At 64.0% G+C, this 20,661-nt stretch carries 16 protein-coding genes; 15 read left to right on the forward strand and 1 reads right to left on the reverse strand.

From position 1 onward, the window contains the following. Positions 1-86: 86 nt before the first annotated feature. The 7 genes from BBX50_RS12980 (at position 87) to cysG (ending at position 10,404) form a co-directional block, all read left to right on the forward strand. Positions 87-689: an ANTAR domain-containing response regulator gene (locus tag BBX50_RS12980; protein ID WP_065775740.1), complete on the forward strand. Its 603-nt coding sequence runs from the start codon at positions 87-89 to the stop codon at positions 687-689. Continuing rightward, the gene (locus tag BBX50_RS12985) at positions 686-1,900 is read left to right on the forward strand and encodes a CmpA/NrtA family ABC transporter substrate-binding protein (RefSeq protein ID WP_065775741.1); all 1,215 of its coding nucleotides are present in this window, start codon (positions 686-688) and stop codon (positions 1,898-1,900) included. The genes BBX50_RS12980 and BBX50_RS12985 overlap by 4 nt, the downstream gene beginning before the upstream one ends. A 327-nt stretch (positions 1,901-2,227) precedes the next feature. Beyond that, positions 2,228-3,484, forward strand: coding sequence for a nitrate/nitrite transporter (locus BBX50_RS12990; protein ID WP_065775742.1), 1,257 nt, complete (start codon positions 2,228-2,230; stop codon positions 3,482-3,484). Positions 3,485-3,501: 17 nt separating this feature from the next. Continuing rightward, positions 3,502-5,952 (forward strand): nitrite reductase large subunit NirB, encoded by a 2,451-nt coding sequence (gene nirB / locus BBX50_RS12995; protein WP_065775743.1) that lies wholly within the window; start codon positions 3,502-3,504, stop codon positions 5,950-5,952. A gap of 10 nt (positions 5,953-5,962) precedes the next feature. Next, positions 5,963-6,292 (forward strand): nitrite reductase small subunit NirD, encoded by a 330-nt coding sequence (gene nirD, locus BBX50_RS13000; protein ID WP_065775744.1) that lies wholly within the window; start codon positions 5,963-5,965, stop codon positions 6,290-6,292. Between the two features lies 1 nt (position 6,293). Beyond that, on the forward strand, positions 6,294-8,951 hold the full coding sequence (locus BBX50_RS13005; protein ID WP_065775745.1) for a nitrate reductase: 2,658 nt from the start codon (positions 6,294-6,296) through the stop codon (positions 8,949-8,951). Next, positions 8,923-10,404, forward strand: coding sequence for a siroheme synthase CysG (cysG, locus tag BBX50_RS13010; protein WP_065775746.1), 1,482 nt, complete (start codon positions 8,923-8,925; stop codon positions 10,402-10,404). The genes BBX50_RS13005 and cysG overlap by 29 nt, the downstream gene beginning before the upstream one ends. A gap of 5 nt (positions 10,405-10,409) precedes the next feature. On the opposite strand, the gene BBX50_RS13015 is transcribed toward cysG, so the two are convergent. Then, the gene (locus BBX50_RS13015) at positions 10,410-11,930 is read right to left on the reverse strand and encodes a PLP-dependent aminotransferase family protein (RefSeq protein WP_065775770.1); all 1,521 of its coding nucleotides are present in this window, start codon (positions 11,928-11,930) and stop codon (positions 10,410-10,412) included. A gap of 144 nt (positions 11,931-12,074) precedes the next feature. On the opposite strand from BBX50_RS13015, the gene tauA reads away from it, so the two are divergent. From tauA to pta, 8 genes are all read left to right on the forward strand, one after another. Further along, positions 12,075-13,091, forward strand: coding sequence for a taurine ABC transporter substrate-binding protein (tauA, locus tag BBX50_RS13020; protein ID WP_065775747.1), 1,017 nt, complete (start codon positions 12,075-12,077; stop codon positions 13,089-13,091). A gap of 86 nt (positions 13,092-13,177) precedes the next feature. Further along, positions 13,178-13,990, forward strand: coding sequence for a taurine ABC transporter ATP-binding protein (locus tag BBX50_RS13025; protein ID WP_065775748.1), 813 nt, complete (start codon positions 13,178-13,180; stop codon positions 13,988-13,990). Next, complete coding sequence (locus tag BBX50_RS13030; protein WP_065775749.1) at positions 13,983-14,810, forward strand: ABC transporter permease subunit; 828 nt, start codon at positions 13,983-13,985, stop codon at positions 14,808-14,810. The genes BBX50_RS13025 and BBX50_RS13030 overlap by 8 nt, the downstream gene beginning before the upstream one ends. Positions 14,811-14,928: 118 nt before the next feature. Further along, positions 14,929-15,309: a nuclear transport factor 2 family protein gene (locus BBX50_RS13035; protein ID WP_139108407.1), complete on the forward strand. Its 381-nt coding sequence runs from the start codon at positions 14,929-14,931 to the stop codon at positions 15,307-15,309. Between the two features lie 18 nt (positions 15,310-15,327). Continuing rightward, positions 15,328-16,728: an FAD-binding oxidoreductase gene (locus BBX50_RS13040; protein ID WP_065775751.1), complete on the forward strand. Its 1,401-nt coding sequence runs from the start codon at positions 15,328-15,330 to the stop codon at positions 16,726-16,728. A gap of 35 nt (positions 16,729-16,763) precedes the next feature. After that, positions 16,764-18,539, forward strand: a complete 1,776-nt coding sequence (gene xsc, locus BBX50_RS13045; RefSeq protein ID WP_065775752.1) for a sulfoacetaldehyde acetyltransferase — start codon at positions 16,764-16,766, stop codon at positions 18,537-18,539. Positions 18,540-18,614: 75 nt separating this feature from the next. Continuing rightward, positions 18,615-19,652, forward strand: a complete 1,038-nt coding sequence (locus BBX50_RS13050; RefSeq protein WP_065775753.1) for a YeiH family protein — start codon at positions 18,615-18,617, stop codon at positions 19,650-19,652. Beyond that, the gene (gene pta / locus BBX50_RS13055; RefSeq protein ID WP_065775754.1) at positions 19,652-20,659 is read left to right on the forward strand and encodes a phosphate acetyltransferase; all 1,008 of its coding nucleotides are present in this window, start codon (positions 19,652-19,654) and stop codon (positions 20,657-20,659) included. Before BBX50_RS13050 ends, pta begins: the two co-directional genes overlap by 1 nt. Positions 20,660-20,661: the final 2 nt, after the last annotated feature.

A 20,661-nucleotide genomic window follows, 5' to 3' on the forward strand; every position in this document is an offset into this window, starting at 1 on the left:
CTTGCGCTTGATTTCGGATGCGACATGCTGCATTGCGAAAATGAGGGCGCGGCAATAGAGTTGCGCTGTCTCATGGCGGTCGCGAGATGAAGCCGAGCGGATTGAACGTACTGGTCATTGACGAGAATCGCATCCGTGCCGCCATCATCGAAGAGGGGCTGCGCGACGCGGGTTTTGACCAGCTGACCGTCATCGACAACATGCATGGCCTCGCGCGGCGCATCGCCGATCTCAATCCCGACGTCATCGTCATCGACCTCGAAAACCCGAACCGGGACATGCTGGAGAGCATGTTCCAGCTGTCGCGTGCGGTTAAGCGCCCCATTGCCATGTTCGTCGACAAGTCCGACGAGGCCTCGATCGAGGCGGCGGTAGAGGCGGGGGTCTCTGCCTATATCGTCGACGGGCTGAAACAGGAGCGGGTGCGCCCGATCCTGAAGATGGCGATCAGCCGTTTCAACGCTTTCTCCCGGCTCAGCCGCGAGCTGGAAGAGACGCGCGGCGAACTGGAAAGCCGCAAGGTGATCGATCGCGCCAAGGGGCTGCTGATGCGCTCCCGCGGCCTTTCCGAAGACGAGGCCTATGCGCTGCTGCGGCGCACGGCGATGAACCAGAACCGCAAGATCGTCGAAATTGCCCAAAGCCTGATCACGGCGGCGAGCCTGCTCGATCCCGGAGGGAAGCAATGACGACGCGCCATGCCATCACCGCCGGTTTTGTGCCGCTGCTCGACAGCGCGTTGCTTGTGGTCGCCCGCGAAATGGGCTTTGCCGAAGAACAGGCGATCGATCTTACGCTCTTGCGCGAGCGCTCCTGGGCGAGCATCCGCGACCGGCTTGCCGTTCGCCACGTCGATGTCGCGCATATTCTCGGTCCCATGCCGATCGCCTGCAACCTCGGGCTCAACGTGCCGGCGCCCGACATGATCGTGCCGATGGCGCTGGGGCTCGGTGGCAATGCTGTCACTGTGTCTCCGGCGCTGTGGCAGATGATGGCGGACAACGGAGCGACGGCGGGGCTTGATGCGCGCGCCAACGGCGGAGCGTTGCGCAAGGCTATCGAGTTGCGGTCGGGTGCGCCGCTGCGCTTCGGCGTCGTCCACCCCTATTCGGGACACAACTACGAGCTGCGCTACTGGCTGGCGGCCAGTGGCATCGATCCGGACCGCGACATCGAGATCGTCGTCCTGCCGCCGCCGGACATGGGCGATGCGCTTGCAGAGGGCGTGATCGACGGCTATTGCGCGGGGGAGCCCTGGAACACCTTCGGCGTGCTTCGTCGCGGCGGCCACCTCGCGACCGTTAAGGCCGCAATCTGGCGGTCGAGTCCGGAAAAAGTGCTTGGCGTCAATGCGCGCTGGGGAGAGGCCAATCCGGAGGCGATGGCCGCCCTGCTCGTCGCGCTTCATCAGGCATCGCTCTGGTGCGCCCGGCCGGAAAACCACGAGGCGCTTGCAGCACTTCTGGCAAAGCCTGCCTATGTGGGGCGCGACGCCGAACTGCTTCTTCCCGCCCTCAACGGCACCCTGCCGGTCGGCGGCGGAGAAATGCGGGCCGTCCGGGACTTTTTCGTCCCGAACGCCAAAGCCGCGACTTTCCCCTGGAAGAGCCATGCTTTGTGGTTCTACACCCAGATGGTGCGCTGGCGGCAGATCGAGCACACGGCCGACCGGCAGCGGATCGCTGCGGAAACCTATCGGCCGGACATCTACCGGGCCGCGTTGAAGCAACTCGGCATCGCCATGCCATCGGCAAGCGCCAAGGTTGAGGGCGCGTTGACTGTTGAAACGCCAGTCGGCTCGTCGGGTGCGCTGACGCTGGGGCCGGATGGTTTCTTCGACGGCGGGCGCTTCGATCCTGACGACGTGGACGCCTATATTGCATCCCAATCATCAGGGTAATTGCCGAGCGCCTAATTTATGCGCGGTGCACAAAAAATAGCTTTTGCACTGCACAGGGCGAAGGCCGACCCAGGTCGCTTCAAGGCGTGATGATCTATCTTTTTCTTTCAAATCAATCGCTTGCGGAAACTGGCACGGCGATTGCTTTTTAGTTTTCAGGCCCTCGGGCCATGAGATCGGTGTCCAACGACGGGCGCCTCACCAGCAAAGCCGCTGATCAGGTTTCTGCACGTACGGACCCACCGTGTCGCGCGCGCCTGGCCAGCGGCTTTTTGTTTTTCAACCCCAAGATGGAGCGGCACGACCTTGTCGGGCCTCGGAGAAGTCATGTCTGAGAACAAGCAGCCTCTATCCGCCAGCGAACCCGCCACCGCGTTGTGGATGTCGACCTTCGCCTTCACCATCTGTTTCGCCGTCTGGACGATCTTTGCGATCATCGGCATCCGCATCAAGCAGGACCTCGGCTTGAGCGAGGCGCAGTTCGGCCTCCTGGTCGGCACACCGATTCTCACCGGTTCGCTGGTGCGCATCCTGCTGGGCGTGTGGACGGGCCGCTACGGCGGGCGTCTCGTTTACACGCTCACCATGCTGGCCGCAGCACTTGCGACCTTTCTGCTCACCTATGCGACGACCTATCCGCAGATGCTGCTTGCCGGACTTGGCGTGGGTCTCGCCGGCGGGTCCTTTGCAGTTGGTGTCGCCTATATCTCGCCGTTCTTCCCGCCGGAAAAGCAGGGCACGGCACTGGGTATCTTTGGTGCCGGCAATGTCGGCGCGGCGGTGACGAAGTTCCTCGCGCCCTTCGTTCTGTTGGCCTGGGGTTGGCAGGCTGTCGCTGAGATCTGGGCCGCCGCGCTTGTTGTCACAGCGCTCGTCTTCTGGTTCACGACCAGCGATGATCCGGCTTTCCGCAGCCGCCGCGAGCGCCAGGTGCCGCAGCGTAGCCTCCTCCAGGAATTCGCGCCCCTGAAGAACGCTCAGGTCTGGCGTTTCTCGCTCTACTACTTCTTCGCTTTCGGTGGCTTCGTCGCTCTTTCGCTCTGGCTGCCGCGCTATCTCGTCGGCGTCTATGGCTTCGATATCGCCGCAGCAGGCATGATCGCGGCCGCCTATTCTATCCCCGGCAGCATCTTCCGCGCCTTTGGCGGCATGCTTTCGGACCGAAAGGGCGCCCGCAGCGTCATGTACTGGATGCTCGGCGTCTCGGCAGTTGCAACGCTCATTCTCTCGCTGCCGGCAGGGGGCGAGGCGGGCGCATTCGGCATCACGCCGGTTGTCTTCATCGTCACGGTCTTCGTGCTCGGCTTCGTCATGAGCCTCGGCAAGGCAGCCGTCTACAAGCACATCCCGGCCTACTATCCCGACAGCGTCGGGGCGGTCGGCGGCATCGTCGGCATGGTCGGCGGGCTTGGCGGCTTCGTCCTGCCGATCGCCTTCGGCCTGCTCAAGGATGCAACCGGTCTCTGGTCGAGCTGCTTCCTGCTTCTCTTCGCCGTCGTCGCCGTGTCGCTCGTCTGGATGCACCTCTCGATCCGCCAGATGGAGCGCCGCGCGCTCTCCCTGCCGACGGCTGCTGCTGCCTGAACATACAAGGACAGACCATGACTGAAAAACTCGTCATCATCGGCAATGGCATGGCGCCCGGGCGCATGCTGGAGCACCTCCTCGAAAAGGCCCCTGGCCGCTACGAGGTGACCATTTTCAATGCCGAGCCACGCGTCAACTACGACCGCATCATGCTCTCGCCGGTGCTCTCCGGCGAGAAGGACTACGAAGAGATCATCATTCATGGTGATGGCTGGTACATCAAACACGGCATCACGCTCTACAAGGGCCACCGCATCGTTTCGATCGACCGTGACCAAAGGACCGTGACGTCCGACCATGGCGTCACCGAGAGCTATGACAGGCTGGTGATCGCCACCGGCTCCGTGCCCTTCATCCTGCCCGTGCCGGGCCACGACATGCGCGGCGTCATCACCTATCGCGACCTCGACGACGTGCAGGCGATGCTGCTCGCCGCCCAGTCGCGCGAGAAAGCTGTCGTCATCGGCGGTGGTCTGCTGGGCCTCGAGGCCGCTGCCGGCCTTGCCGGCCGCGGCATGGATGTCACGGTTCTTCACGTGATGCCGACGCTGATGGACCGCCAGCTCGATCCGGCCGCGGGTTATCTCCTGCAGAAGGAGCTGGAAGGGCGCGGCATCAAGATCATCTGCAAGGCAAACACCAAGGCGATTGTCGGCAATGGCAAGGTCGAGGGCATCGAGCTCGATGACGGCCGCGTCATCCCGGCGACGCTAGTCGTCATGGCTGTCGGTATCCGGCCGAGTGTCGGGCTCGCCAAGGAGGCTGGCCTTGCCGTCAACCGCGGCATCGTCGTCGACAATGGTATGCAGACCTCGGACGGCCGCATCTGGGCGCTTGGCGAATGCGCGGAAGTGGACGGTATGGTCTATGGCCTCGTCGCACCACTCTACGAGATGGCCCGTGTTGCAGCCTCCCATCTTGCCGGCGAACGCTCCGCCACCTTCGTCCATTCCGACACGCCGACCAAACTCAAGGTCACGGGCATCGAGCTTTTCTCGCTTGGCGACTTTGCCGATGGCGACGACCGCGAAGAGATCGTGCTGCGCGATGCCGCAGCCGGCGTCTACAAGCGGCTGGTGCTGAAGGGCAACCGCATCATCGGCACGGTGCTCTACGGCGAGACCGCGGATGGCGCCTGGTTCAACGACCTCAAGAAGAAGGAGACCGACATCTCCGACATGCGCCAGACCCTGATCTTCGGCCAGGGTTACCAGGGAGGTGCTCCGCTGGACCCTATGGCGGCCGTTGCAGCCTTGCCGGATGATGCGGAAATCTGCGGCTGCAACGGCGTCTGCAAGGGCAAGATCGTTTCGGCGATTGCCGACAAGGGCCTGACGTCACTCGACGACGTGCGCGCTCACACCAAGGCGTCCGCGTCCTGCGGCTCGTGTACCGGCCTCGTCGAGCAGTTGATGACGCTGACGCTCGGCGAGGGCTACAGTCCGGCCGCCGTCCAGCCGATGTGCGGCTGCACCGACCTTGGTCACGACGACGTGCGCCGCCTGATCAAGGCCAAGGGGCTGAAGACCATTCCGGCCGTCATGCAGGAGCTTGAATGGAAGACCTCCTGCGGCTGCGCCAAATGCCGCCCGGCGCTGAACTATTACCTCGTTTGCGACTTCCCCGATGAATATGCCGACGACTACCAGTCGCGCTTCATCAACGAGCGCGTTCACGCCAACATCCAGAAGGACGGCACCTATTCGGTGGTGCCGCGCATGTGGGGCGGGGTCACCAATTCCGGGGAGCTGCGGGCGATCGCCGACGTTGTCGACAAGTTCGAGATACCCCTGGTCAAGGTGACGGGCGGTCAGCGCATCGACCTGCTCGGCATCGAGAAGGAGGACCTGCCTGCGGTCTGGGCCGATCTCGGCAAGGCCGGTTTCATCTCGGGCCAGGCCTATGCCAAGGGCCTGCGCACGGTGAAAACCTGTGTCGGCTCGGACTGGTGCCGTTTCGGCACGCAGGACTCCACCGGCCTCGGCATCCGCATCGAAAAGTTCATGTGGGGCTCCTGGACGCCGGCCAAACTGAAAATGGCGGTCTCCGGCTGTCCGCGAAACTGCGCGGAGGCGACCTGCAAGGACATTGGCGTCATCTGCGTCGACAGCGGTTTCGAGATCCATTTCGCCGGCGCGGCGGGCCTCGACATCAAGGGAACGGAGGTTCTCGGTCTGGTGAAAACCGAGGATGAGGCGCTGGAGCATATCGTGGCGCTGACGCAGATGTACCGCGAACAGGCGCGCTATCTCGAACGCATCTACAAATGGGCAAAACGCATCGGTCTTGAGGAAATCCGCCGCCAGATCATGGAAGATGTGGACAAGCGCAAGGCCTACTACGACCGCTTCGTGTTCTCCCAGAAATTCGCACAGGTCGATCCCTGGTCGGAGCGTGTCTCCGGCAAGGACAAGCATGAATTCAGACCGATGGCGACCGTCGGTTATCCCGAAGCAGCGGAATAGGAGGTCGGCCATGAACTGGTTCGCCATTGGAAACATCGCCGACATTCCACTGCGCGGTGCGCGTTGTGTCAAAACCCCCCAAGGCAAGATCGCTGTGTTCCGTACGGCGGAAAACGAGGTCTTTGCCATCGAGGACCATTGCCCACACAAGGGCGGGCCGCTGTCGCAGGGCATCGTCCATGCCAAAGCCGTCACCTGCCCGCTGCACAACTGGGTGATATCGCTGGAGACCGGCAAGGCGCTTGGCGCGGATGAGGGGGCGGTGAAGACGATCGCGCTGCGCAACGATGATGGCGCCCTCTTCATCGCGCTCGAAAGCCTCATGATGGCGGCCGAATAGGATGGAAAAGGCCGTCAAGACAACCTGCCCCTATTGTGGTGTTGGCTGCGGGGTCATCGCGTCCGTTGCCGACGACGGCGCCGTCTCCGTCAAGGGCGATCCGGATCATCCCGCAAACTACGGCCGGCTCTGTTCGAAAGGTTCGGCGCTCGCCGAGACGCTCGATCTCGATGATCGCATCCTTTATCCGGAGATCGACGGGCGACGGGCATCCTGGGACGAGGCGCTCGACCTCGTCGCTGAAAAATTCGCCCGCACGATTGCCGAAGATGGCCCGGATGCCGTCGCCTTCTACGTCTCGGGCCAGCTGCTGACGGAGGACTATTACGTCGCAAACAAGCTGATGAAGGGTTTTGTCGGTTCGGCCAACATCGACACCAATTCGCGGCTCTGCATGTCCTCTTCCGTCGCCGGCCACCGCCGCGCCTTCGGCTCGGACACGGTACCGGGAAGCTATGAGGATCTGGAACTGGCGGATCTCGTCATCCTCACCGGCTCCAACCTTGCCTGGTGCCATCCCGTCCTCTATCAGCGCCTTGCCGCCGCCAAGGCGAAACGGCCGGGCATGAAAGTGGTCGTCATCGACCCGCGCCGCACCATGACGGCCGACATCGCCGACCTGCATCTTCCGATCCGCCCGGACACGGACGTGGCGTTGTTCGTCGGCCTGTTCTCGCATCTGGTTTCCAGCAATGCCGTCGATCAGAACTATGTCGCGGCGCATACGGCCGGTTTCGGGGAGGCCTTCGTGGCAGCCGGGGCCGTTTCCTTCGACGAGGTGCTCGATCGGACCGGGCTTGCGGCCATGCAGCTGCGCGAGTTCTATCGTCTCTTCACGGCGACCGAAAAGGTCGTGACTTGCTATAGCCAGGGCGTCAACCAGTCCTCTTCCGGCACGGACAAGGTCAACGCGATCCTCAACTGCCATCTCGCTACCGGCCGCATTGGCCGGCCGGGCATGGGGCCGTTCTCGCTGACGGGGCAGCCCAATGCCATGGGCGGACGGGAGGTTGGTGGGCTTGCCAACATGCTCGCCGCCCATATGGCGATCGAAAATGCCGGGGATCGCGACCGCGTGCAGCGCTTCTGGCGCTCGCCGACCATTGCCGAGAAGCCCGGCCTCAAGGCCGTCGATCTCTTCCAGGCGGTGGCAGAAGGGCGCGTCAAGGCGCTCTGGATCATGGCGACGAACCCTGTTGTCTCCATGCCGGATGCCGACGCCGTCGAGGCAGCGATCAGGGCCTGTCCCTTCGTCGTCGTTTCGGACATCTTGAAGGAAACGGACACGGCCCGTCACGCCCATGTCCTGTTGCCGTCGCTTGGTTGGGGGGAGAAGAGCGGCACGGTCACCAATTCCGAACGCCGCATTTCCCGCCAGCGTCCGTTTCTCGATGCGCCGGGGGAGGCGCGGGCCGATTGGCGGCAGCTTGCCGAAGTCGGACGCCGTATGGGCTTTGCAGAAGCCTTCACCTATGGCGCGCCCGTAGAGATATTCTCGGAACACGCAGCGCTCTCGGCCTTCGAGAACGCCGGCAGCCGCGACTTTGACATCGGCGCCCACGCTGGTCTCACCCGTCAGGCCTATGATGGGCTGGCGCCGTTCCAGTGGCCGCAGCCCGCGGGGCAGGGTCGCGTCGAAAGCCGCTTCTTTGCGGATGGCGGCTTCTACCATGCCGACGGCAAGGCGCGCTTTGTCGCGGTTCAACCGGTGGATTCCGACCGTACCAATCCCGAGTATCCCTTTACCCTCAACACCGGGCGCATTCGCGACCAGTGGCACACGATGACGCGATCAGGCAAAAGTGCGCGCCTCTCCGCTCATATCGCAGAGCCGTTTGCCGAACTTCACCCGCGTGACGCCATGGAGATCGGTGTCGCCAATGCCGGCCTTGTCGAGATCGAGGGCCCTAAGGGCAACGCGATCGTGCGCGCGCTCATCACCGAGCGACAGGCGCGCGGCAGTATCTTTGCGCCCATGCACTGGAATGACCAGTTTGCGGCAAAGGCGCGCATCGATGCCGTCGTGCCGGCGATCACTGATCGTGTGTCCGGCCAGCCCGCCTCGAAGAACGTTGCGGTCGCCGCGCGCACGTTTAAGGTGGGCCACTACGGCTTTGCCGTATCGCAGGCAAAACCAACGGATCCGGATGCCGCCTATTGGGCGCTTGCCAAGGCCGAAGGCGGGTGGCGGCTGGAACTGGCCTTTGCCGGGCCGGTGGAAAACTGGGCGGACTGGTGCCGCCGTGTCTTTGCCATCCGGGAAGGGGTCGAACCGCTCGGCTATGCCGATGCGCAGACCGGCGACGTCCGTCTCGCCTTCTTCGATGGCACGCGACTTCTCGCCGCCTTCTTCCTGGCGCGCGAACCCGTCGCTGTTGCCCGCAACTGGGCGATCGCGCAACTCGCCACTGACCACGCCAACCTGCGCAAGCGCTTCGCGCTCGTCGCCGGCCGGCCGGGCGCCGACAAGCCGGATCCCGGGGCCACCGTCTGCTCCTGCTTCGGCGTTGGCGTCAACCAGATCGTCGCGGCGGTGCGCGGAGGCTGCCAGAGCGTCGAGGCGGTGGGCAAAGTGCTCAATGCCGGTACCAATTGCGGCTCGTGCCGCGCGGAAATCAGGGGGATCATCGATGGATGTCTTGCAACGGCCGCGGAATGAAACACCGGCCCGCATGGAGCCACTCGCCAAGCTGCCGGTTTTCTGGGCGCTGGAGGGCAAGCGTGTCGTGGTTGCCGGCGGGACGGATGCGGCGATGTGGAAGGCGGAACTGCTCGCCGCCTGCGGTGCCAGGGTCGAGATTTACGCCGAGGAATACGGCGACGGCTTCGAGAAGCTCATTGCACGCACGCCGGATCACCCGGCTGCCAGCCTTAGGTGTCACCGTCGGCGTGTGGCGCCGACCGATTTTGACGGCGCAGCACTCGCCGTTGGCGATTGTGAGGATGCAGCGGAAGCGCGGTCTTTTTTTGGGGCGGCCCGTGCGGCCGGTGTCCCGGTCAACGTCATCGACAAACCTGAATTCTGCCAGTACCAGTTCGGCTCCATCGTCAACCGCTCGCCTGTCGTCGTCGCGATCTCGACGGATGGCGCCGCTCCGATCCTGGCCCAGACGATCCGGCGCAAGATCGAGACCCTGTTGCCGCGCAGTCTCAAGACCTGGGCGGCGCTGGCGCAGTCTCTGCGCGACGAGGTGAACCGGCGCCTCCAGTCCGGCTCAGAGCGCCGCGCCTTCTGGGAACGCTTTTCCGATCGGGTCTTTTCGACAACGGATGCGCCGGAGGAGGGCGTAGGTGGGGCGCTTCTTGCTGATGCCGAAAGGCTCGCAGAAGCCCCCGCCGTCGGGCGCGTGACCTTGGTCGGTGCGGGGCCTGGCGATGCCGAGCTCCTGACTCTGAAGGCCGTGCGGGCGCTTCAGGCGGCCGATGTCATCCTTTTCGACGATCTCGTTTCCGGCGACGTGCTCGAACTCGCCCGTCGGGAGGCCAAGCGAATGCTGGTCGGAAAGCGGGGCGGCCGCGAGAGCTGCCGTCAGGAGGACATCAATGCCATGATGGTCAAGCTCGCCAAGGCGGGAAAACGCGTGGTGCGGCTGAAATCCGGCGACCCCATGGTGTTCGGCCGGGCTGGCGAAGAGATCGCGCATCTGGACCGTGAGAACATTCCGGTGGATGTCATCCCCGGCATTACAGCGGCGAGCGCGATGGCCTCGCGTCTCGGCCTGTCGTTGACCCACCGCGACCACGCCCAATCGCTGCGCCTCGTGACCGGCCATTCCCGGCATGGCGGCCTGCCTGACGATGTCGACTGGGCGCGCGTCGCCGATCGCCGCAGCACGACCGTGTTCTACATGGGCGGCCGAACGGCGAAGCTCATCGCCGCCAAACTCATGGAGCAGGGCCTGCCACCCCAAACGCCGGCCATTATCATGAGCGATGTCAGCCGGGCGACGGAACGCAGCTGGCGCGGCACGCTTGCGACCCTCCCGGTCGGCATCACCGAGATCGGCTATGATAACCCGGTCCTCATCTCGGTCGGAGAGGCGCTTGCGGCGCGAGAGGTGCGCGCAGGGTTCATCTGCGATAGCCACCACGCCGTCGCCAGAGCAAGTTGACGGCGTCAGCCTTCTGAATGGTCTTTATGGTGAGCTGTCCGGCTGTCCGCCATGCTTTGTTGACAGAGGCGGTCGACACCGGCGCGAACACGTGCGACCCCTTCCGGGATGCTGGCGCCGGGAATGGAAGAGTAGCCCATGCGGAAATACCGGCAGGGCTGATCGCTTCTCGGGAAGAAGGGCGAGCCGGATTCGACCAGCACGCCATCCTGTCGCAATTCGCTCACGAGCCGGTCGGCATCGAGCCCTTCCGGCCCCTCCATCCAGAATGACGTGCCGCCGAAAGCCGAGGAGCCGGCGATCGTCAAGCCTTCGCGGCGTAGCGCCTCGGCCATGAGCACGTGTCGCTTGTGATACTCCGTGCGCATGCGGTGCAGCACGGCGTCATAATGGCCGAGCGCCAGAAAGTAGGCAGCGGTGCGCTGCAGGTGACCGGGGGGATGGCGCAGCATCAGCGAGCGGAGTGCGCGCGCTTCGCGAATGAAGGGTGCCGGCGCAACGAGATAGCCGAGCCGCAGTCCCGGAAACAACGATTTCGAAAAGCTGCCGATATAAAGTACGCGCCCGGTCGGATCGAGCGCCTTGAGCGCCGGCGAGGGCGGAGCGAGATAGCTGATCTCGAACTCGTAGTCGTCTTCGACGATGACGAAATCCTTTTCTTCTGCGGCTTGCAGGAGCCGTGCGCGCCGATCGACCGGCATCGTCGCGCCGGTCGGCGAGTGATGGCTCGGTGTCACGAAGACGGCATCGACATTCTCCGGCAGGGCCTCCGGCGAGAGACCCTCGCTGTCGACGTCGACGGTCGCAACATCAGCACCACTGAGCAGCAGCGAGGCGCTGATATCCGGATGGCACGGGTTCTCGCAGACCGCCGTGGAGCCCTTTTCCAGGATCAGGCGCGTGACGATCCAAAGCGCATTCTGCGCGCCGACGGTGACGAGGATTTCGTCCGGCGTGGCGTGAATGCCGCGCCGTGGCAACGTGCGCGAACAGATGTAGTTGACGAGCCGCACGTCGTCGGCCGCGGCAAAGTCGCTCGCCATCAGGACGAAGTCCTCGCGCGCAAGTGCCCGGCGCGCGCAGTCGCGCCAGGCGTTGAGATCAAACAGCGTCGGATCCATCTGGCCGTAGAGGAAAGGGAAGGGATAGCGTCGCCAGTCCAGGGGCTTCGGGATCTGGCGCACCACACCGAAGCTCATCTTGATCTTGCGGCTCCAATCCACGGGGTCGGAGCCGGTCGACGGGCGGTTGCCTCCTACGTCCATGCCCGGCGGATTGCCTGATATGCGATAGGAACTGCGGTTGACGGCCTCGACATAACCTTGCGAACTCAGTTCCTGATAGGCGAGCGTCACCGTGATGCGCGAAATGCGCAGATAGTCGGCCAGTTTGCGCGTCGAGGGCAGGTGCGCATGTGGCTGCAGCCGGCCGGCGAGTACGGCGGAAACAACCGTCTCGCGCAGTTGCGCCTGCAGACCGACCCCGCTTTCGCGGTCGATGAAGAAGATGGTCTCGGAAACGTTCATCCGCACGACGCCGGCCCCCAACGACGTTAATCTGGATCTATTCAACTTCCATACTGGATATAACGCAAGCCGGATCTCGGCCTTATCGTCGTCAGCAAGGCCGGAAAAAACCGGTCACTGAATAATCAAAGAGGAGAACGAAGAATGCTACATGGACATTTCAAACGGCTGGCGGCCGCGGCCAGTATCGTGGCGAGCCTTGCCGCATCCGGCGTCGCTTACGCGGAGACGAAGCTCGTTGTCGGCTATCAGCAGATCGTCGGCCCGTTCGTGGCCGCGATCGCCGATGGCCGCTTCGATGCGGCCGCCAAGGGGGCCGGTTACTCGATCGACTGGCGCCAGTTCAGCTCGGCCGGCGACATCACGACGGCGCTCGCCTCGGGCGACGTGCCGATCGGTGTTCTCGGCTCGACCGGTACGGCGTCCGCCGCGACCCGCGGCGTCGAGTTGCAGCTCTTCTGGATCCTCGACAATATCGGCCAGTCGGAGGCGCTGGTTGCGCGCGACGGTTCGGGTATCGAGACGCCGGCCGACCTCAAGGGCAAGAAGGTTGCGGTGCCTTTCGTCTCGACCTCGCATTTTCACCTGCTTGTTGGCATGAACAAGGTCTGGAACGTCGATCCGCGCGAAGTGGAAATCCTCAACCTGAAGCCGCCGCAGATCGTGGCCGCCTGGCAGCGCGGCGACATCGACGCCGCCTATGTCTGGCCGCCGGCACTTTCGGAAATCCAGAAGACCGGCAAGACAATCTCGGATTCCGAGGTGATCGGCGCCGCCAGCGTGCCGACCTTCGACGGGCTCGTCGTCGACAAGGCATGGGCCGCGGAGAACCCGAAGCTGATGGAAGCCTTCACCAAGGTCCTGGCGAAAGCCTATGCCGACTACAATGCCGACAAGGCGGCTTGGACGGAGGAGTCCGAGCAAGTCCAGGGCATCGTCAAGCTGATCGGCGGCGATGGCCCGAGTACGGTTGAGGCATTGCGCCTCCTTTCTTTCCCGAATGCGGATGAGCAGGCGTCCGAGGTCTGGCTCGGCGGCGGTGCGACACGCGCGCTCACCGAAAGCGCCAAGTTTCTCGTCGAGCAGAAGCAGATCGGCAATTCGCTCGACGACTATGCGCCTTATGTGAATGCAGACTTTGCCAAGGCGGCCGCGCAATAATCTATTCTGTCGATTGCGCCGGCCCTGAGGAGCGGCCGGCGCGTCCATCATCGATACCGTGACCGAGGTGCAGGGAGGCATTTCTCATGGAAACATTGAGCGTCAGGAACATCAGTCTGACCTATCCGGGCCTCTACTCGGACCAGGCGATCATCGCCTTGAAAGGTGTCAACCTTACTATCAACAGCGGCGATTTCGTCGTCGCCCTTGGCGCATCGGGTTGCGGAAAGACGACGCTGCTCAACCTGATGGCGGGCTTCATGGCCCCCTCGGAGGGCGACATCACCCTTGGCAATCACCAGGTCAACGGACCGGGTGCCGAGCGCGGCGTGGTCTTCCAGAAGCACGCACTGCTGCCGTGGCTGAACGTCATCGAGAACACCGAATTCGGCCTCAAGCTGCGCGGCGTCGACAAGGCGACCCGCCGGGATATCGCCACCAAGAACCTTGCTCTTGTCGGCCTGCAGGACTTCCACCGTCACATGATCTACCACCTGTCAGGCGGCATGCAGCAGCGTGTCGGCATCGCCCGGGCGCTCACCTGCGATCCAGCCATGCTCTTGATGGACGAGCCGATGGCAGCACTCGATGCGCTGACGCGTGAGACCATCCAGGAGTTGCTTCTCAAGGTCTGGCAGCTCACCAACAAGATGTTCTTCTTCATCACCCACAGCGTCGAGGAGGCGCTGTTCCTCGGCTCGCGGCTGATCGTCATGTCGCCGCGTCCGGGCCGCATCACCCACACCTACGAGCTCAACTTCAACAAACGCTTCCTCGCCGAGGGCAATGCCCGTGCGATCAAGTCCAGCCCGGAATTCATCCGGATGCGCGAGGAAGTTCTCGGCATCATCTATGGCGACGAACGTGCGTCCGGCAACCCGGAGGTGGCCCATGCTTGACAGAGTGACACGGGCCAAGCCCGCAAAGGCCGGCAAGATCTTCGGCGCTCCGGGTGACGGAAGCAGCGGCCTCATCAGCTTTTCGACGGCGATCGTAATCGTCGCCCTCTGGTTCCTGGTGACCGAGTCCGGCTGGGTCAAGCCGCTCTTCCTGCCGTCGCCGCTGGCGGTCTGGGACAAGTTCATGCTGGCGCTGACCGACGGTGTTTCGAACTCGACGCTGATCGAGCACACACTTGCCAGTATCGGCCGCGTCTTTGGCGCCTTCCTGCTGGCGCTGGTAACCGCGGTGCCGATCGGTATCCTGATGGGTGTCAACCGTGTCGTGCGCGGTCTGTTCGATCCGATCATCGAATTCTACCGGCCGCTGCCGCCGCTTGCCTACCTGCCGCTGGTCATCATCTGGCTCGGCATCGGCGAGTTCCCGAAAGTGTTCCTGATCTATCTGGCGATCTTCGCGCCGATGGCGATCGCCGCGAGGGCAGGGGTGCGCTCGGTCTCGACCGAACAGATCCACGCAGCCTATGCGATGGGCGCCACCCGCGGACAGGTGATCAGCCAGGTCATCATGAAGGCCGCCTTGCCGGAGATCTTCACCGGCATGCGCATCGGCATCGGCGTCGGCTGGACCACGCTGGTGGCTGCCGAAATGGTGGCGGCCAACCGAGGCCTCGGCTTCATGGTTCTGAACGCCGCCGAAAACCTCGAAAGCGACACGGTGATCATGGGCATCTTCATCATCGGCATCTTCGCCTTCGCCTTCGATCTTCTGATCCGCTACCTCGAAAAGGTGCTGATCCCCTGGAAGGGCCGCCTCTAACTTAGCGACCACTTCCGACACTCCATTCGTACCCCGGCCTGGCGGCCTTTGAAGACGGCGTTTCCCGTCTCCGGCGAAGCCATGCCTTGCGACCAAGCCAAAGGACAGGACCATGACACTGACGGCAACCGATCTCAAAACCTTGTTCGATGCCTTCAACCGGCATGACATCGATGGGGTCATGCACTTCTTCGCCGAGGATTGCGTGTTCCACGCGGTCGGCGGCCCGGAGGTCTACGGTACCCGTTTCACGGGGACCCAGGCGATTGCCGACGCCTTCAGCGGCGTCTGGAAATCGATGCCGGACGCCGAGTGGGGCAACCACAGCCATTTCGTCGAGGCCGATCGCGGCGTGTCCGAATGGACCTTCTCGGGCACCGCCGCCGACGGCAGCCGCATCGAGGCAGAAGGCTGCGACCTCTTCACCTTCCGCAATGGCAAGATCGTGCGCAAGCAGGCGTTCCGCAAGAACCGCCCGGTCCTGCAGCCCCGCTACTGATGGCCTGGAGCAAGAGCCATGCAACTGCGCGCCACCCCTCTCAAGCCCGCAAGGCAGCCGTTCGATCCGGCCTATGATCCGAACCATGCCCGCAGCCCCGGCACGGGCAAGGACTATGCACCGACCTACTGGATCGGCACCGCCGGACCGGAGCCGGAGGACGACGGTCCGGTCACGCGAGACATCGATGTCGATGTTGCCATCATCGGCTCCGGCTACACCGGCCTCTCCTGCGCCATTCATCTGGCGCGCGAGCACGGCATCAAGGCGACGGTGCTGGAGGCCAATGGTGTTGCCTGGGGATGCAGCACCCGCAATGGCGGGCAGGCGCAGATTTCTGCCGGCCGGCTGAAGCGCTCGCAATGGATCGCCCGCTGGGGTGTCGACGTCGCGCGCAAGATGCATGCCGAGATTTCCGAAGGCTTCGATCTGTTTCGCGCCCTGGTCAAGGAGCCTGAGATCGACTGCGACCCGCAGGACGGTGGCCATCTCTATATCGCCCATCGTGACAAGATGCTGCCGGCGCTTCAAAGCGAGGTCCGTGTCCTCAACGACACCTTCGGCTATCGCGCCCGCATGATCTCTCGCGACGAGATCCACCGTGATTTTGTCCGCGACGAGGAAGCGCGCGGGGCGATGTACGAGCCCGACGGCATGGGCATCCACGCGGCCAAGCTTGCCTTCGGTTACCTGCGGCTCGCGCGCAAGCTGGGTGCAAAGGTCCACACGTCGAGCCCGGTGCTCGACTGCAAGGCCAAGGGCGGCGTGCACTATCTGACCACGCCCGGCGGCACGGTGCGCGCCCGCGCCGTCTGCATTGCGACGGCCGGCTATACCTCACCCGGCATGAACGCGCTCACCCGCCACCGGCTGATGCCGATCCTGTCGAACTCGATCGTCACCCGACCGCTGACTGCGAGCGAACAGCAGGCGTTGAACTTCAGGGCGCGCATACCGCTCACCGATACGCGCACGCTGCGCCACTACTACCGCATGCTGCCCGACAGTCGGGTGCAGATCGGTAGCCGCAGCGCCATTACCGGACGCGACGCCAGCAATCCGAAACACCTCGAACTGCTTCTCGCCGGTCTCTATCGCAAGTTTCCGGCGCTCCGCGGCATCGAAATCGACTACTCCTGGTGGGGCTGGGTCGATGTCAGCCACGACATGATGCCGCGCATCTTCCAGCCGGATCCCGCCCAGAGGCTGTTCTACGCCATGGGCTATGGCGGCAATGGCGTCATGTATTCCGCCCAGGCGGGCCGCCGCATGGCCCAGATGGTCGCCGGCAAGGGCGGCAGCCTCGACCTTCCGATCTTCACCTCGCCGCTACCGAGCCACGGGCTGCTGACGCCGTTCCGCCGGCTTGGTCAATGGGGAATGTACCGCTGGTACTACCTCCGCGATGAGATCCTCTAACTCTTTGAAATAACTGCCAGGAAAGGAACCACTCCATGAAAATGACCACCGAGGAAGCCTTCGTCAAAGTCTTGCAGATGCATGGCCTTGAACATGCCTTCGGCATCATCGGCTCGGCCATGATGCCGGTGTCGGACCTGTTCCCCAAGGCCGGCATCAAGTTTTGGGACTGCGCCCATGAGACCAATGCCGGCATGATGGCCGATGGCTTCAGCCGTGCGACGGGAACGATGTCGGTCGCCATCGGCCAGAACGGCCCCGGGGTCACCGGCTTCATCACCGCGATCAAGACCGCCTACTGGAACCACACGCCGCTTTTGATGGTGACGCCGCAGGCCGCCAACAAGACAATCGGCCAGGGCGGTTTCCAGGAAGTCGACCAGATGGCGATGTTCGAGGAAATGGTCTGCTACCAGGAAGAGGTGCGTGACCCCTCGCGCATTCCGGAAGTCCTGAACCGCGTCATCGAAAAGGCCTGGCGTGGCTGTGCGCCGGCGCAGATCAACATCCCGCGCGATTACTGGACCCAGGTGATCGACGTCGACTTGCCGGCAATCGTCCGCTTCGAGCGTCCGGCGGGCGGGCCGCAGGCGATTTCGGAAGCGGCAAAGCTGCTGTCGGAAGCGAAGTTCCCGGTCATCCTCAACGGTGCCGGCGTCGTCATCGGCAACGCCATTGGCGATTCCATGAAGCTTGCCGAGCGCCTCGATGCGCCGGTCTGCTGCGGTTACCAGCACAATGACGCCTTCCCCGGCAGCCATCGCCTGTCGGTCGGCCCGCTCGGCTACAACGGTTCGAAGGCGGCGATGGAACTGATCTCCAAGGCCGATGTCGTGCTGGCGCTCGGCACCCGGCTCAATCCCTTCTCGACGCTTCCCGGCTACGGCATCGACTACTGGCCGAAGAACGCCGCGATCATCCAGGTCGACATCAATGCCGACCGAATCGGTCTCACCAAGAAGGTGTCGGTCGGCATCTGCGGCGACGCCAAGCAGGTCGCACGCCAGATCCTCGAGCAGCTCTCGCCCGCAGCCGGCGACGCCGGCCGTGAGGAGCGCAAGGCTGCCATCCACCAGACCCGTTCGGCCTGGCAGCAGCAGCTCTCCTCGATGGACCACGAGGATGACGATCCGGGCACGGAATGGAACGAGAGCGCGCGTTCGCGCGAGCCGAACCGCATGTCGCCGCGCCAGGCCTGGCGGGCGATCCAGGCGGCCTTGCCGAAGGAGGCGATCATCTCGACCGACATCGGCAACAATTGCGCGATCGGCAACGCCTACCCGACTTTCGAAGCTGGCCGGAAGTATCTCGCGCCGGGCATGTTCGGCCCCTGCGGTTACGGTTTCCCGTCGATCGTTGGCGCCAAGATCGGTTGCCCTGACGTGCCGGTGGTCGGCTTTGCCGGCGACGGTGCCTTCGGCATCTCGATGAACGAGATGGGTTCGATCGGCCGCGAGGGCTGGCCGGCGATCACCATGGTGATCTTCCGCAACTACCAATGGGGTGCCGAGAAGCGCAACACGACACTTTGGTACGCCAACAATTTCGTCGGCACCGAGCTCAACCCCAACCTCTCCTACGCCAAGGTGGCCGAAGGCTGCGGCCTGAAGGGCGTTGCCGTCGATAACACGGCAGCACTCACCGAGGCGCTTTCGACGGCGATCGCCGACCAGAAGAAGGGTGTCACGACCTTCGTCGAGGTCATCCTTAACCAGGAGCTCGGCGAACCCTTCCGCCGCGATGCGATGAAGAAGCCCGTGCCGGTTGCCGGTATCGACCGCGCCGACATGCGCCCGCAGAAGCGGGCCTGAGCCCCCGCTCTCAATCAAGCTCCGCCCGGTGTGCCGGGCGGGGCGAAGCCTCCCGCAAATGACCGGAACAGAACCATGACCTTTGTCACCTCCGTCCACGAACGCTTCCGGAGCGTGCCTTCCGGCTTTGCGACCTATTGGCCGGGCTTCGCCGTCACCGCGGCCGTCGCCGTCGCTGCCCAGTTTCTCTCCGATCATTACGGCGCCCCGGCCATGCTGATGGCACTGCTGCTCGGCATCGCCTTTCACTTTCTTTCCGAAGAAGGGCGCTGCGTCGCCGGCATCGATTTCTGCGCCAAGAAGGTGCTGCGGATCGGCGTGGCGCTGCTTGGCATGCGTATCAGCGTCGATCTCCTGATCGGGCTTGGCGCCGGCACGATCCTGCTGCTCGTCTCGGCGATCGCCGCGACCATTGGCTTCGGCCTCATCGCTGCGAAACTGCTCGGCCGCGGCTGGCGGCTGGCGCTCATCACCAGCGGATCGGTGGCGATCTGCGGCGCGTCAGCGGCGATGGCGATCGCTGCCGTCTTACCGAAGAACGAGTTCTCCGAGCGCAACCTGATCTTCACGGTGCTCTCGGTCACGGTCCTATCCACGCTCGCCATGATCGGCTATCCGATCATCGCTGAGACCATGGGGCTCGATGCCCGCGCGACCGGCATCTTCTTCGGCGGCACCATCCATGATGTCGCACAGGTTGTCGGCGCCGGCTTCTCGGTCTCGCCGGAAGCGGGGGAAACGGCGACGCTCGTCAAGCTGATCCGGGTCACCATGCTGGCGCCGGTCGTGCTGACCTTCTCGCTGGCGTTGCGCAACGTGCCGCAGCCCGAGGGCGAGGCCGGCAAGCGCCCGCCGCTTCTACCCGGCTTCGTCGTCGCCTTCCTCATCTTCGCGGCGTTCAACTCCTTCGGGCTCGTGCCCGAGCTGGTGGCCAAGGCTGGCATGGAAACCTCCCGCTGGGCGCTGCTCGCCGGCATCGTCGCCGTCGGCATGCGAACCTCACTCAGGCGTGTTCTTGACGTCGGCGGTGATGCCGTCGCGCTCGTCGTCGCCGAAACCGTGTTCATCGCTCTCTTCATCCTCGCCGGCATTCACTATCTGGGGCACGCCTGATGAAACCGCTCGACCGTATTCTCGAAGCCGCGAAAGCCGCGCCGCGCCATATCGTGCTTGCCGAAGGGGAAGACCCGCGCATCGTCGAGGGGGGCCTTCGCGCCGTTCGTGCCGGTATTGCCGAGATTACGCTCGTCGGCGGCCGGGACCTGGTCGAGGAGCGGCTGGCAGCTGCCGGGGCACGGTCAGGCGAAATCCGCATCGAGGATCCGGCCTCGTCGCCACTTACCCCGCGCCTTGCCGCGGCCTACCATGACCTGCGCCGAAACAAGGGCGTTGACGAAGTGGCGGCGGCCGCAGCCGTGCGTTCGCCGCTGGTCTTTGCCGCCATGATGGTGCGTGAGGATGCGGCCGACGGCACGGTTGGAGGGGCGGTCGCGACCACCGCCGATACGGTGCGTGCCGCCCTCCAGACCATCGGACGCGCGCCGGATGTGGGCCTGGTGTCGAGTTTCTTCCTGATGATGCTCTGCGCGCCGCATCACGCAAAGAAGGGGGCTTTCGTCTTTGCCGATTGCGGCCTTGTGGTGGACCCCGATGCCGCGGGCCTTGCCGACATCGCCGTGACGTCGGCGCGCTCTTTCGAGGCGCTCTCGGGCAAGCCCGCGAAGGTGGCGATGCTCTCGTTTTCGACCGCCGGCAGCGCTGCGCACGAGCGTGTTTCCAAGGTGGTGGAGGCGACCAGGCTTGCGCACGCGGCAGCGCCTGGCCTCGCGATTGACGGCGAGCTGCAATTCGACAGCGCCTTCGTCGAGGCCGTCAGCGCGGCCAAAGCACCCAATTCGGAGCTGCATGGCCAGGCCAATGTCTTCGTGTTCCCGAATCTCGATGCGGCCAATATCGGCTACAAGATCGCGCAGCGGATCGGTGGCGCCACCGCCGTCGGTCCCATCCTCCAGGGGCTCGCAAAACCGGCCAACGATCTCTCCCGCGGCTGCAACGTCGACGATGTTTTCCACATGATCGCCGTGACCGTCGTCCAGGCGTTTGGCGGACGAAGTGGGTGACG

It is taken from the genome of Ensifer sp. LC11, assembly GCF_001695835.1.
In the GTDB taxonomy this organism is placed as follows: domain Bacteria; phylum Pseudomonadota; class Alphaproteobacteria; order Rhizobiales; family Rhizobiaceae; genus Ensifer.

Coding starts and splice junctions, on each gene's coding strand:
- BBX50_RS13005 (WP_065775745.1), top strand. CDS start 6,294: ATGGAAAAGGCCGTCAAGACAACCTGCCCCTATTGTGGTGTTGGCTGC.
- cysG (WP_065775746.1), top strand. CDS start 8,923: ATGGATGTCTTGCAACGGCCGCGGAATGAAACACCGGCCCGCATGGAG.
- nirD (WP_065775744.1), top strand. CDS start 5,963: ATGAACTGGTTCGCCATTGGAAACATCGCCGACATTCCACTGCGCGGT.
- BBX50_RS12985 (WP_065775741.1), top strand. CDS start 686: ATGACGACGCGCCATGCCATCACCGCCGGTTTTGTGCCGCTGCTCGAC.
- tauA (WP_065775747.1), top strand. CDS start 12,075: ATGCTACATGGACATTTCAAACGGCTGGCGGCCGCGGCCAGTATCGTG.
- nirB (WP_065775743.1), top strand. CDS start 3,502: ATGACTGAAAAACTCGTCATCATCGGCAATGGCATGGCGCCCGGGCGC.
- pta (WP_065775754.1), top strand. CDS start 19,652: ATGAAACCGCTCGACCGTATTCTCGAAGCCGCGAAAGCCGCGCCGCGC.
- BBX50_RS13025 (WP_065775748.1), top strand. CDS start 13,178: ATGGAAACATTGAGCGTCAGGAACATCAGTCTGACCTATCCGGGCCTC.
- BBX50_RS13040 (WP_065775751.1), top strand. CDS start 15,328: ATGCAACTGCGCGCCACCCCTCTCAAGCCCGCAAGGCAGCCGTTCGAT.
- BBX50_RS12980 (WP_065775740.1), top strand. CDS start 87: ATGAAGCCGAGCGGATTGAACGTACTGGTCATTGACGAGAATCGCATC.
- BBX50_RS13015 (WP_065775770.1), bottom strand. CDS start 11,930: ATGAACGTTTCCGAGACCATCTTCTTCATCGACCGCGAAAGCGGGGTC.
- xsc (WP_065775752.1), top strand. CDS start 16,764: ATGAAAATGACCACCGAGGAAGCCTTCGTCAAAGTCTTGCAGATGCAT.
- BBX50_RS13050 (WP_065775753.1), top strand. CDS start 18,615: ATGACCTTTGTCACCTCCGTCCACGAACGCTTCCGGAGCGTGCCTTCC.
- BBX50_RS13030 (WP_065775749.1), top strand. CDS start 13,983: ATGCTTGACAGAGTGACACGGGCCAAGCCCGCAAAGGCCGGCAAGATC.
- BBX50_RS12990 (WP_065775742.1), top strand. CDS start 2,228: ATGTCTGAGAACAAGCAGCCTCTATCCGCCAGCGAACCCGCCACCGCG.